This window comes from Cognatiyoonia sp. IB215182 (assembly GCF_033963905.1).
GTDB lineage: Bacteria > Pseudomonadota > Alphaproteobacteria > Rhodobacterales > Rhodobacteraceae > Yoonia.
In genome coordinates this window covers 380,909-393,496 of the sequence record NZ_JAXBMB010000006.1, presented here as the reverse complement: position 1 = coordinate 393,496, position 12,588 = coordinate 380,909, and the positions used below count along the sequence as shown (strand labels likewise).

At 58.3% G+C, this 12,588-nt stretch carries 13 protein-coding genes; 7 read left to right on the top strand and 6 right to left on the bottom strand.

From position 1 onward, the window contains the following. Positions 1-123: 123 nt before the first annotated feature. The 3 genes from tsf to SLH47_RS14885 form a co-directional block, all read right to left on the bottom strand. On the bottom strand, positions 124-996 hold the full coding sequence (gene tsf / locus SLH47_RS14895; RefSeq protein ID WP_320240340.1) for a translation elongation factor Ts: 873 nt from the start codon (positions 994-996) through the stop codon (positions 124-126). 79 nt (positions 997-1,075) lie between these two features. Further along, complete coding sequence (rpsB, locus tag SLH47_RS14890) at positions 1,076-1,870, bottom strand: 30S ribosomal protein S2 (RefSeq protein ID WP_320240338.1); 795 nt, start codon at positions 1,868-1,870, stop codon at positions 1,076-1,078. A gap of 152 nt (positions 1,871-2,022) precedes the next feature. Beyond that, positions 2,023-3,303, bottom strand: coding sequence for a HupE/UreJ family protein (locus SLH47_RS14885; RefSeq protein WP_320240336.1), 1,281 nt, complete (start codon positions 3,301-3,303; stop codon positions 2,023-2,025). A 103-nt stretch (positions 3,304-3,406) separates the two neighbouring features. Here SLH47_RS14885 and SLH47_RS14880 point away from each other — a divergent pair, with 103 nt between their 5' ends. The 4 genes from SLH47_RS14880 (at position 3,407) to SLH47_RS14865 (ending at position 6,809) form a co-directional block, all read left to right on the top strand. Next, the gene (locus SLH47_RS14880; RefSeq protein ID WP_320240335.1) at positions 3,407-4,162 is read left to right on the top strand and encodes a DUF4198 domain-containing protein; all 756 of its coding nucleotides are present in this window, start codon (positions 3,407-3,409) and stop codon (positions 4,160-4,162) included. 36 nt (positions 4,163-4,198) lie between these two features. Next, entirely contained in the window at positions 4,199-5,092 is an 894-nt protein-coding gene (locus SLH47_RS14875) for a PfkB family carbohydrate kinase (RefSeq protein ID WP_320240334.1), read from the top strand. Then, on the top strand, positions 5,089-6,000 hold the full coding sequence (locus SLH47_RS14870) for a pseudouridine-5'-phosphate glycosidase (protein WP_320240332.1): 912 nt from the start codon (positions 5,089-5,091) through the stop codon (positions 5,998-6,000). The genes SLH47_RS14875 and SLH47_RS14870 overlap by 4 nt, the downstream gene beginning before the upstream one ends. A 74-nt stretch (positions 6,001-6,074) precedes the next feature. Then, the gene (locus SLH47_RS14865; protein ID WP_320240331.1) at positions 6,075-6,809 is read left to right on the top strand and encodes a DUF502 domain-containing protein; all 735 of its coding nucleotides are present in this window, start codon (positions 6,075-6,077) and stop codon (positions 6,807-6,809) included. 6 nt (positions 6,810-6,815) lie between these two features. On the opposite strand, the gene SLH47_RS14860 is transcribed toward SLH47_RS14865, so the two are convergent. Further along, positions 6,816-7,850, bottom strand: coding sequence for a patatin-like phospholipase family protein (locus tag SLH47_RS14860; protein WP_320240330.1), 1,035 nt, complete (start codon positions 7,848-7,850; stop codon positions 6,816-6,818). Between the two features lie 19 nt (positions 7,851-7,869). Next, on the bottom strand, positions 7,870-8,643 hold the full coding sequence (locus SLH47_RS14855) for a 3-hydroxybutyrate dehydrogenase (protein ID WP_320240329.1): 774 nt from the start codon (positions 8,641-8,643) through the stop codon (positions 7,870-7,872). A 326-nt stretch (positions 8,644-8,969) separates the two neighbouring features. Between SLH47_RS14855 and SLH47_RS14850 the strand changes: the two genes are divergently transcribed. The 3 genes from SLH47_RS14850 to SLH47_RS14840 all read left to right on the top strand — a co-directional run bounded on the left by SLH47_RS14850 (position 8,970) and on the right by SLH47_RS14840 (position 11,912). Further along, positions 8,970-10,727, top strand: a complete 1,758-nt coding sequence (locus tag SLH47_RS14850; RefSeq protein WP_320240382.1) for an extracellular solute-binding protein — start codon at positions 8,970-8,972, stop codon at positions 10,725-10,727. Between the two features lie 64 nt (positions 10,728-10,791). Beyond that, on the top strand, positions 10,792-11,265 hold the full coding sequence (locus SLH47_RS14845) for an arsenate reductase ArsC (RefSeq protein ID WP_320240328.1): 474 nt from the start codon (positions 10,792-10,794) through the stop codon (positions 11,263-11,265). Further along, the gene (locus SLH47_RS14840; RefSeq protein ID WP_413785647.1) at positions 11,265-11,912 is read left to right on the top strand and encodes an aquaporin; all 648 of its coding nucleotides are present in this window, start codon (positions 11,265-11,267) and stop codon (positions 11,910-11,912) included. The genes SLH47_RS14845 and SLH47_RS14840 overlap by 1 nt, the downstream gene beginning before the upstream one ends. On the opposite strand, the gene SLH47_RS14835 is transcribed toward SLH47_RS14840, so the two are convergent. Continuing rightward, the gene (locus SLH47_RS14835; RefSeq protein ID WP_320240327.1) at positions 11,909-12,532 is read right to left on the bottom strand and encodes an XRE family transcriptional regulator; all 624 of its coding nucleotides are present in this window, start codon (positions 12,530-12,532) and stop codon (positions 11,909-11,911) included. The genes SLH47_RS14840 and SLH47_RS14835 overlap by 4 nt on opposite strands. Between the last annotated feature and the right edge of the window lie 56 nt (positions 12,533-12,588).

Sequence of the window (12,588 nt, the reverse complement as noted above, 5' to 3'; positions counted from 1 at the left end):
TTGTAATTAGCTGATCTGCTCAAAAGAGAAACTCCGCTATGGTTGTAACGAATACAATACACACCATACAAAAAAAGCCCGGCCAGATTGGCCGGGCTCTTTATTGCTCATTTTTATTTTGGATCAGCCGCCCAGCTTCGCGACCTCTGCGGCGAAGTCTTCTTCGACTTTTTCGATGCCTTCACCCACGGCCAGACGCACATAGCCGGTGATCTCAACACCGGCCTCTTCGGCAGCCTTCGCGACAGTCAGATCGGGGTTCACGACGAATTGCTGGTTCAGAAGCGTGACTTCGGCCATGTACTTCTTCATCCGACCGATGATCATCTTTTCGATGACCGCTTCAGGCTTGCCGCTCTCGCGGGCGATGTCCATCTGCACCTGCTTTTCTTTGTCGACAACAGCAGGGTCGAGATCTGCTTCGGACAGGGACGCAGGGTTGGCCGCCGCGATATGCATCGCAACCTGACGGCCAAAGGCCGCATTGTCGCCCTTCATCGCAACCAGCACGCCGATATTGCCCATGCCATCGGCAGCAGCGTTGTGGACGTAGTTGACCACGCTGTCGCCTTCGATGGCCGCCATCCGGCGGACCGACATGTTTTCTCCGATCACGGCAACCGCGTCGGTCACGGTCTGTTCAACGGTCTTTCCACCCATGTCAGCCGCTTTGAGCGCGTCGACATCGCCGACACCCAGCGCCGTCTGCGCAATGCCAGAGACCATTTTCTGGAAATCAGCATTCTTGGCAACAAAGTCGGTCTCAGAATTCACCTCGACCGCGACACCCTTGCCACCGTCAACCGCGACAGCGACCAGACCTTCAGCAGCCGTACGGCCCGATTTCTTGGCCGCTTTCGCGAGGCCCTTGGTCCGCAACCAGTCCACGGCCGCTTCCATATCGCCATTGCTTTCGGTCAATGCCTTTTTGGCATCCATCATGCCTGCGCCCGTGCTGTCGCGCAGCTCTTTCACCAATGCAGCGGTGATTGCCATTTTACTTCTCCTTGAAGCGGAATTTCGTCTTGTAGCGGGTGGGGCGTAACGCGCCCACCCGACCGTTTTGTGACAGCGCTTAAGAAGCGGTCGCTTCTTCGGCTTCTGGCGCGGCAGGTGCCTCTTCGGCGATGACTTCCTCGGCCAGTTCTTCCATTGCACCCATATCGACGCCAGCCGCACCCAATTGTGCGGTCATACCGTCAAGGGCCGCACGCGCGGCGAGGTCTGTGTAAAGCGCAATCGCGCGGGCTGCGTCATCGTTGCCTGGAATGATGTAGTCCACACCTTCGGGCGAGCAGTTGGTATCAACCACGGCCACAACAGGAATGCCCAGCTTTTTGGCTTCTGCGATGGCGAGGTCTTCCTTGTTCACGTCGATGACGAAAAGAAGATCAGGCACACCACCCATCTCACGGATACCGCCAAGCGAGGCCTGCAGTTTGCCCTGCTCACGCTCCATGCCCAGACGCTCTTTCTTGGTCAGCCCGCCAAAGCCGGTCTCAGCCGCTTCATCAATGGCCTTCAGGCGGTTGATCGACTGCGAAACAGTCTGCCAGTTGGTCAGCGTACCGCCCAGCCAGCGGTGGTTCATGTAGAACTGTGCCGATTTCTCTGCCGCTTCCATGATCGGCTTTGATGCCTGACGCTTGGTGCCGACAAACAGCACACGGCCGCCCTTGGCGACAGTATCGCGGATGACCTGCAACGCCTGATCAAGCAGGGGTACGGTCTGTGTCAGGTCCATGATGTGGATGCCGTTGCGTGAACCGTAGATGTATTGCGACATCTTGGGGTTCCAGCGGGCGGTCTGGTGACCGAAGTGAACGCCAGCTTCCAACAACTGACGCATGGTGAACTCGGGAAGAGCCATGTCCGTTTTCCTTTTCCGGTTTCAAGCCTCAGCGGGGGATCAGCGCCTTGCCAACCGGTGGACCCTTTGGGATGTCTCCCCATTGGGCCCGCCCCCGCCTGCGGGATTAAGTGCGCGCGCTATAGCCGTGGTTTGATCCGCTGGCAAGGGGGTTAAAGGAAAACCCGCTCAATCACCCAATAGGCCCCGATAAAGGCGATGGCCAGCGAACACGGAATGGCGACAAACTGGCGATAGGCGTCGACCCGATCACGAAGTTGGATCGACAAGAGCGAAAGTCCAAAAACGTGCGCCAGTGGCGCCGCGAAGAGCCAGACTGGGCCTTCCAGTGCGGCTTGGAGGCCTGCAGGATTCAGGATGGCCAGGGCAACTGCAATCACCAGTAGCACCGCGTAAAGGGCGAAACCCTGATTGACCTCATTCTCGCCCTCATCAATCCGCAGGGCTTGCCAGACACACAGGAATATGATCGCGATGACGGCGAGTTGGCCGATTTCAACGCCAACGTTGAAGCCGATGAGCGCTGCGATGAACGTGGGACCCGGCAGGCCGAATTCCTGCAGGACGGATGCAAAGCCAAGGCCATGCAGCAGGCCGAAACTAAAGATGATATAGGGCCGCCAAGGGCTAATCCCTTTCGCCCAGATGTTTTCAACCGCAATGAACACGATTGATGCCGCGATCAACGGTTCCACAATGCTGGCCGGCACATTGACAAAACCCAAGGCGGCAAGGGCCAACGTGATCGTATGCGCCAGCGTGAACAAAGAGATCTGGATGATGAGCGGACGCAGCTGCGTGGACAGAAAGAACAGCCCCAACACGAACAGGACATGGTCCAGCCCCTTGGGCAGGATGTGATCAAATCCAACGGGGATGTAATCGATGAATGTGCCCCACCCGCTTGCCTGACCACTGCCCGCGAGGATGATCGGGTCCGAAACCGCGCCCGGCACCAGATAGCCGTCATATGGCGCGGGTACATCCATTTGTCGCAGTACCAGAACGCCAAATTCCGGCGCCCAGCCCATCTGCACGCTGATCGCCCCATCCGGCAATTCGGCACTGAACTGGATAATGGAACTGCGCACTAGCTCCACATTCCCGACCGGATCGGCAATCACACGATCAAGCGTCGGTGTCAGGGTGATACCATCCGCAGACAGCGTGATCCTTTCAGCCATTTGCGGCCAGAATGCCTCAAACTGGGCTTGCAAGTCCGCAGGTTCCAATGCGCGCAAGGCGTCGTAGACGGCGGCCTCCGCCGCTTCGTTCGTATTGGACGTCTCGGTCAGGTTCACACCAGCAACGAAGCTTTCGATATTCGCGCGCACTTCGAACACCACGCGGTCGCCGACCACGCGCATGTCCGCGATGGACGGTAGCACCTCATGGGCTTGCGCGACTGACAGCGTTGTGAACCAAAGGACCATCACGCTTGACAAGATGCGAAGGAAGGCCACTCTGATCCGATAAAAATGGGAAGTCGTTATGCGCGTTCTTGCATTCATCTTTTGTCTGATCTGCCAGCCCCTGATGGCCCACGAATTCTGGATTGAGCCCAAGGCCTACCAGATTCCCGCGGACGGTAAACTTGAGGCTGATCTTGTCAATGGCGAAGAGTTTGCAGGTGTTACGCTCTCGTATCTGCCCCGGAGTTTCGTCAATTTCGTCCTTTTCGCCGGTGAGGACGTGGTCCGCGTCCGCGGGCGCCCGGGCGATATTCCGGCGCTCAATCAGAATCCTCTCTCAAATGGCTTGCATGTTGCCGCCTATCAGACCCGCAATGCGACCGTTGATTATACGAATTGGGAAAAGTTCCAGAGATTTGTCGACCACAAGGACCTGGGTAACGTCCGCCAGCAACACGAAGCCCGTGACCTGCCGCTGAACGACTTTCTTGAAGTCTATTCACGCTACTCGAAGACGCTGATCGGTGTTGGTGACGGTTCAGGTGCCGACCGCCGTGTCGGGCTGGAAACTGAAATTGTCGCGCTCTCAAACCCCTACACTGACGATCTGTCTGACGGGTTTCAGGTGCAGGTCCATTACCGCAACGATCCGCGGACCAACGAACAGGTTGAAGTGTTTCAAAAGGCACCAAATGGTTCCGTTGAGATAGCGCTGTATCGAACGGATGACGAAGGCATCGCGACCTTCCCGGTGATACCGGGCTATGCCTACATGGTGGACGCCGTGGTACTGCGCGAGCCAAGCGCTGAGATTGCCGATCAAACAGGTGCGGTATGGGAAACACTTTGGGCCAATCTGACCTTTGCGGTTCCAGACTAGCTTGCACCCGGCATGCGGCTGCACCACAAGGCAGTCATGACAGAGACCCCTGATATCTTGTGCATCGGGTCCGTCCTCTGGGACGTGATCGGACGTTCGGCCAGCCATATGCGCGTCGGTTCCGACGTGCCAGGCCGCATCACGCGACTGCCTGGCGGGGTGGCGATGAATATCGCGATGACTTTGCGCCGATTTGACATGACCCCAGCCCTGCTGACCACCGTTGGTCAGGATGCGGAAGGCAATGAATTGATCGCCGAAGCCAAGCGTATGGGCATGATCTGCGATCACATTTACCGCTCGGAGGATCTGCCGACGGATGTCTACATGGCCGTCGAAGGGGCAAACGGCCTGATTGCGGCCATCGCTGATGCCCATTCGTTAGAGGCGGCGGGCGCAAAGATTCTCCGCGCGCTTGAAGACGGTGGGCTTGGCACGTCTGAGAAGCCGTTTTCGGGCTTCGTGGCCCTCGACGGTAACCTGACCGTGGAGTTGCTGCAGATGATCGCGACCTCGCCGCTTTTCGACGGTGCCGATCTACGGGTGGCCCCGGCCTCACCCGGGAAGGCGGAGCGGTTGTTGGCGCTGATCAATCATCCTTCGGCCACGCTTTATGTGAACCTCGAAGAGGCCGGATTGCTCTGTCAGACAACCTTTCCGGATGCGGCCAGCGGCGCTGCAGGTTTGATCGGGCGTGGAGCGTATCGCGTACTTGTCACGGATGGCGGCAATGCCGCCGCCGAGGGCGCAGAAGGCGACATCATTACGCAGGCGCCGCCGCCCGTCATGGTCACGCGCGTAACGGGTGCAGGTGACACATTCATGGCCGCCCATATCGCCTCTGAGGCGCAAGGAATGGACCGCGCAGCGGCCCTGGCCCGCGCGCTGAATGCCGCAGCCACCTATGTATCTGGAGAGACGCCGTTATGATCCCCATCACTTACAGCGCAGAGGTGGCGCAGGCCCGCGCGGATGGCGCGCCGATTGTCGCGCTTGAAAGCACGATTATCACCCACGGCATGCCTTTTCCACAGAATGTCGAAACCGCCCGGCGCGTCGAGGCGGATATCCGCGAGGCGGGTGCGACTCCGGCCACGATTGCCGTGATCGACGGTCAACTCCACGTGGGGCTCGAGTCGGAAGCGCTCGAAGCGCTTGGTCAGGCGCAGGACGTTGCCAAACTCTCTCGTGCGGATATTGCGGCCTGTATTGCAACGGGCGGTACCGGCGCGACCACCGTCGCCGCGACAATGATTGCCGCGCATCTGGCGGGAATCGCGGTTTTTGCCACGGGTGGCATCGGCGGCGTGCACCGAGGGGCCGAACACAGCTTTGATATCTCTGCCGATTTGCATGAATTGGCGCAAACACCGGTCACCGTCGTCGCAGCCGGGGCCAAGGCGATTCTCGATTTGCCAAAGACCTTTGAAGTTCTGGAGACGCTCGGCGTGCCTGTCATCGCCTATGGGCGGGATGTGCTGCCTGCATTTTGGTCGGCAAAGTCGGACATGGTCGCGCCGCTGCGCATGGATCAGGCCGAGGACATTGCCAAAGCGCACCAGATGCGTGCTGCAATGGGCCTCAAAGGCGGGCAATTGGTGACCAACCCGATTCCTGTCGCCGACGAAATCCCGATGGCCACGCTTGCTCCGATCATCGATCAGGCCCTTGCAGAGGCTGAAAGTCAAAAGATCAGCGCCAAAGAGGTCACGCCATTCCTATTGGGTCGCATCTTTGAACTGACCGAAGGCCGCTCGCTCGAGGCCAATATTGCCCTTGTGCGCAACAATGCGCAGCTTGCTGCACAAATCGCCATCGCCATGCGCAAATCGCGGTGAGGAGCGAAGGCTAACGCTTGTGACTGCCCATTGCAGCGCCTAGATGTGCCTTATCGAACGGGGCCGAAGAACGTATGAGTAATCCAAGCCAAGACGAGATAAAGCGCCGCGCGCGACCAGGTATTCTGGCGCGGCTGCGCGGTAACTTCATTGCCGGTGTCATTATCGTTGCGCCAATTGGCCTAACCCTGTGGCTGATCTGGACGGTTGTGGGCTGGGTGGATAGTTGGGTCTGGCCATTTGTTCCGGATGCCTATCAGCCCGGCGAGTTGGTCAATCGCATTCTGGGTCTGGAGGGTGAGGATCGCATCACCGTCAATGTACGCGGTGTCGGTGTTGTCATCTTCCTTCTGTTCACCATTATCGTGGGCTGGATCGGCAAAGGCATCATCGGGCGGTCATTTCTTGGCATCGGTGAGCGTCTTGTGGATCGCACGCCCGTCGTCAGGTCCGTCTACAATGCGGCCAAGCAGATTGCCGAAACGGTGTTTTCTCAACGCGACACGTCGTTCGACACAGCCTGCCTTGTCGAATATCCGCGCAAGGGCATTTGGGCGATTGCGTTCATTTCGACCAATGCCAAGGGTGAGATTGATACGAAATTGTCGGATGGCGAACCCGTCGTAACAGTATTCCTACCCACAACGCCAAACCCTACATCAGGATTTCTGCTGTTCCTGCCCCTACGGGATGTCAAACCGCTTGATATGAGCGTTGAAGATGCAGCGAAACTGGTGATTTCGGCTGGCCTTGTCTATCCGAATGATAACGGAAAGGAACCCGAGGCGCTGCCTACGGCCGCTGAATAGCAGCGACTAGCTGAACATCTCAGTGAGGTTGACCGAACTTCGCTTTCCCAGGTCTTTCTTGTGGGTTCTGATGAAAGCATCCGCCGCAGCCTCACCTGCCTCTTTGAGCCGCGCGAGCACAACGGCGTTGGGGATCGTCTTCGTCGCCACATTCAACTCGTTCATCAAACCATCGTCCGCGATCATGTGAACCAGCACGTCCTTCATCGTCCCACGCTTGATCGACCCGTCACTTATGAGCCGCTTCACAAACTCAATCGCGCGCAATTCGCGTAAAAGGGATGAGTTAAAGCTGATCTCATTGATCCTGTTCTGGATCGATTGGCTATCGGTCGGCAGATCGTCTCGATGCAGCGGATTGATGTTCACGATCAGAATATCGTCCGGTAAATCATTGGCAAATAATGGGAAAAGTGCCGGATTTCCTGTGTAACCGCCGTCCCAAAATGCCTCTGTCTGGCCTGTTCTGGGGTCGGTAAACTCAACAGCCTGAAAGAGACTTGGCAAGCAAGCCGATGCCATGATGACATCGGGCTTGATCTCATCCCCAGTGAAAACACGGATCTTACCGCTGCGGACATTGGTCGCGCAGATATGCAGGCTTGGCCCCTCATTGGCGCAGACTTCGTCATAGTGAAATTCCGACACGATCCGTTCCAACGGGTTGCGCATCGCCGGACCGTAGACATAAGGAGAAAACATCCGAGCCGTCATGTCGAAGGTGTTGTAGGCGGGTGAGTACTTCATTGCCTGCGCCCAGGCATGTGCCGTGGGTGCAAGTGACGATACCCAGTCAGAAAACCATGGATCCGTGATGGCCCCGACTTGCGACCAAAGCCATTCGAGGTTCTCCAGCGCACCTTTCCGCCCTTTGGACACCCAGCCTGATTTGAGCGCTGCTGCGTTTAATGCCCCTGCGGAAGTGCCTGAAATCGCCGCGATTTCGATGTCGTCCTCGTGCAACAGCCGACAGAGTACACCCCAGGTGAACGCCCCATGCGCCCCGCCGCCTTGTAGTGCAAGATTGATCCGTTTGGTCATTCTCGGCCCCCTTTCGCGGTCAGAGTGCGGTCCAACCCCCATCAACGCTGATTGTTGTCCCAGTCACCTGTGCGGCCGCATCAGAACAGAGATAAACCGCAGTGCCGCCCAATTGCTCGACAGTCGCAAACTCCTTTGAGGGCTGGCGCTCCAGCATCACGTTCTTGATCACGTCCTCCCGCGACATGTTGTATTCCTTCATCGTGTCGGGGATCTGCGCCTCAACCAGCGGCGTCAGCACATAACCGGGGCAGATCGCGTTGCAGGTAATCGGGTCCTGCGCCGTTTCCAGACCAATCGTCTTCGTCAGGCCCACAATGCCGTGCTTGGCAGCCACATAGGCCGATTTGTAAGGGGACGCCGTCAGGCCGTGCGCCGAGGCGATATTAATGATCCGGCCATAGCCCTTCTCACGCATGCCTGTCACTGCGGCGGCAATCGTGTGAAACGCCGAGGTGAGGTTGATCGCGATGATCGCGTCCCACTTTTCTGACGGGAATTCCTGGATCGGAGCGACATGTTGCACACCGGCATTGTTGATCAGAATGTCGCAGCCTCCCGCCGCGACGATCAGTCTTCTGCAATCCTCGGCCTTGGACATGTCGGCCTGCACATATTTCGCCTCGACACCGGTGACATCGGCAATCTCGGCGGCCAGTGCATGATCTTCCTCGCGGTCGGTGAATGAATTCAGGACGACATTCGCCCCGGCCTTGGCCAGTTCCTTGGCAACGCCAAGACCGATGCCTGAATTTGATCCGGTGATGACGGCGGTTTTTCCTGCAAGCGACATGATTTGGCTCCGATTCTGCACACTTGCGACTCAGTCTATATGCTGCAGATGCGAACGCCACCCGGAAGCCCGATGCGCAATAAAAAAACGCCCGCACAAGGCGGGCGTAAAGTTATTGAGGCAGGTTTCATACAGGCAAGAAACCTATCGAGCAGTGACATCTTTATAAGCAATCACTTGCGCGCGTCCAAGCTAAAAGTTTGAAAAGGTTGAAATCCCTCACTACGATCCGGAGTTAACCAATTAACAAACAACAGGGGCGCCAAAAAATGGGCACGAATTTCGGCAAAATCGCGCGCAGGGCCGCATTGGCCGTTGCGGTGGGCATGGCAGGTCAGATCACGGCGGCAGAACCCCAGCATGGCATAGCTATGTATGGCGACCCTGCCCTTCCACCGGATTTTGTGTCTCTGCCCTATGCAAACCCCGACGCGCCAACAGGCGGGCAGATCGTCACAGCAGAGGTTGGCAGCTTTGACAGTCTGAACCCTTTCATCCGCAAGGGCTCGACCCCATGGCAGTTGCGTTTCTTCTTGGGCGAAAGCTTCATGGGCCGGTCCCTGGACGAACCCTTTTCGCTCTACGGTGTTTTGGCCGAATCGGTCGAAACCGGGCCCAACCGCCAATGGGTGGAATTCACACTGCGCGAAGGTGCCGCCTTCTCGGATGGCAGCCCTGTGACGGTCGAAGATGTGATGTGGTCATACGAGACTTTGGGCACCGTTGGGCATCCACGCTACCTTGGTTTCTGGTCGAAAGTCGAAAGCCTGGAACAGGTGGGTGAGCGCACGGTGCGCTTTACCTTCAACACCGCAGATCGTGAATTGGCATTGCTCGCCGGCATGCGCCCGATCCTGAAAAAAGCACAGTGGGACGGCGTGGATTTCGCTGAAAGCACGACCGAAATCGTGCCCATCACCTCTGCCCCTTACGTGATCGAGGATTTTGAGCCCGGGCGCTTTGTCTCCCTGCGCCGCAACCCCGATTACTGGGGCAAGGATGTGCCGTTCCGGCGCGGGACGCATAACATCGACGAAGTCCGCCTTGAGTTCTTCGGCGATGAAACGGCCGCGTTTGAGGCCTTTAAGGTCGGCGAAGTGAATTCCAACCGCGAATTCAACGTGGCCCGCTGGGAAAGCCAGTACAACTTCCCCGCCGTGCAGAATGGAGACGTGCTCCTGTCGGTCCTGCCGCATGAGCGCCCCTCCGGCATGACCGGGTTCGTGATGAATACCCGCCGCGATCAGTTCAGCGATTGGCGTGTGCGCGACGCGATGATGCATGTCTTCAACTTCGAATTCATCAATGAGGCGATGACCGGCGGAGCACAGCCGCGCATCACTTCCTACTGGTCAAACTCGCCTCTTGGCATGTCAGACGGCCCGGCAGAGGGGCGCGTGCGGGAGTTTCTGGAACCTTTCTCCACCGATCTGCTGCCCGGTGCCTTAGAGGGCTACAGCCTACCGGTCGCCGATGGCTCCGAGCGGAACCGCGCAGGCACCGCTGCGGCACTTGAACAGATGGAAGCGGCCGGTTGGACCGTACAGGACGGTGTGATGCGCAACGCCAATGGGACCGCCTTCACCTTTGAAATCCTGCTGCCCCAAGGCAGCTCCGAAAATCAGGCGATCATCGACATGTTCGTGGAATCGCTCGCGCGGATTGGCGTGACACCTCTCGTGAGCGTTGCCGATAGCGCCCAGTTCAAAGAACGCACCGATGCCTACGATTTCGACATGACCTACTACCGCCGCGGCGTGTCGCTGTCGCCGGGGAACGAGCAATATGGCTACTACGGCTCGGAGAATGCCGACCAGATAGGCGGGCGGAACTTGATGGGGGTCAAATCGCCAGCCGTGGACGCAATGATCGGGCAGCTTCTGACCTCTGAAAGCCAGGAGGACTTTGTGGCGTCCGTCAAAGCACTCGACCGGATCCTGACAACGGGCCGCTATGTCATCCCGATTTATCAGTGGAATATCAGCCGCGTTGCCCATGCCAAGGAGCTGCAATATCCTGATTACATTCCGATTTTCGGCGATTGGCCGGGCTGGCAGCCGGATGTCTGGTGGTATGCGGAATGATGCGATCTGTCATCGTTTTGTTACATTGCGGGCCTAGGCGGACCTGAAAGTTTGGAAGGCCCCGATGAATATCCTTGTTTTGTGTACCGGCAATTCGGCCCGCTCTATCCTGCTTGAATCGATCCTGACACATCGCTCTGACGGCCGGATCAAGGCGTGGTCGGCAGGGTCGAAACCAGCAGGACAGGTGCATCCCCAATCCATCAAGTTGCTCGCCAAGGAAGGTTTTCCGACCGACGGTCTGACCTCGCAAAGCTGGGATGACTACGCCAAGCCCGACGCACCAATCATGGACGCCGTGATCACCGTTTGCGGCTCGGCAGCGGCAGAGGAATGCCCCTACTGGCCCGGCGCGCCAGTCCGCGCGCATTGGGGTGTCGAAGACCCGGCAGCGGCGGCACCCGACGAACAGCCCGAAGCTTTTGCCGAAGCCTATCGGTTACTCGGTGCGCGGGCAGAGGCGCTCTTCGCCCTGCCCTTCGAGGATATGGCGCAGGCCGAATTGCAAACCGCTTTGAACAAGATCGGACAATCCTGATGCAAAAGCTGCTGGCAGAGGGCATTGGCACCGCATTCCTGCTGATCGGTGTCGTGGGATCGGGCATCATGGGCGAGGCGCTGGCGGGCGGCAACGTCGCTATTGCGCTGCTAGCGAATGCGATTGCCACCGGCTGCACGCTCTATTTCATCATTACGACGCTTGGCCCCATCTCCGGCGCGCATTTCAACCCTGCCGTCACACTCGCCTTTCTCATTCGCAAGGACATCACCCCCAAAGAGGCCGCCGCCTATATCCCCGTCCAGATTATCGGCGGCATCCTGGGTGTCTGGGCCTGCCACATCATGTTCGACCTTCAGTTCCTGCAAGCCTCAACCACGGACCGAACTGGCGTGGCACAATGGTTCTCCGAAGTCCTCGCCACATTCGGCCTGCTTTTCGTGATCTTCGGCGGGATCAAGAACAGGCCCGACGCTGTCCCGACCCTCGTCGCGCTCTACATCACCGGCGCCTATTGGTTCACATCCTCCACAAGCTTCGCCAACCCCGCCGTCACCATCGCGCGCGGGTTCAGTGACACATTTGCCGGCATCAACCCGTCGCATATCCCGATGTTCATCGTGATGCAGATTGTCGGTGTTGGGGTGGCAGCCTTGGTCTTGCCGCGCCTGTTCCCGAAAGATTAAACGAGCGACGTCACCCATAGGATCGTCGCGTCTTCCTGACTGATGGAGACCACATTGTGGCCCATCGCCGCGTCGTAATACGCGCTGTCACCACGGCCCAGTTCGACCGGCTCATAGAACTCGGTATAAAGCCGCACACGGCCCGTCAGCACGAACAGAAACTCCTCACCATCATGGCGCACCCAGCCGTCGAAATCCTCGAGTGTCCGGGCGCGGACCCGGGTGCGATAAGGGAGCATCTTCTTGGCGGTCAGCGCACTTGCCAGCAGGTCATGCTCATAGGTTGTTGTGATCTGCTGGGTCGCCTCGCCCGATTTCGTCACCGCCATGCGGCCATTCACCTGCCCCTTCGAGGGTGGCGTAAAAAGCTGTGGCACCGAAATCTCCAGCCCCACGGCAAGCTTTTTCAGCGCGTCATAGGTCGGCGACATCTGCCCATTTTCGATCTTGGACAAGGTCGACCGGGCCAGCCCCGCCTGCTGGGCCGCCTGTTCCAGCGTCCAGTCGCGGGCCTTGCGCAACTCACGCACGCGTGCGCCCAGATCAATGGGCTGGGCCACGCCGCTACTCCCATTCTCGTGGGCGATGCGGATCAGGTTCTTGGGGTCACTTTCAGCCATGAGCGACCTCATACGCGGCCCTTCGCAATCTTGCAACTTCGCGCCCGGCAGCATAG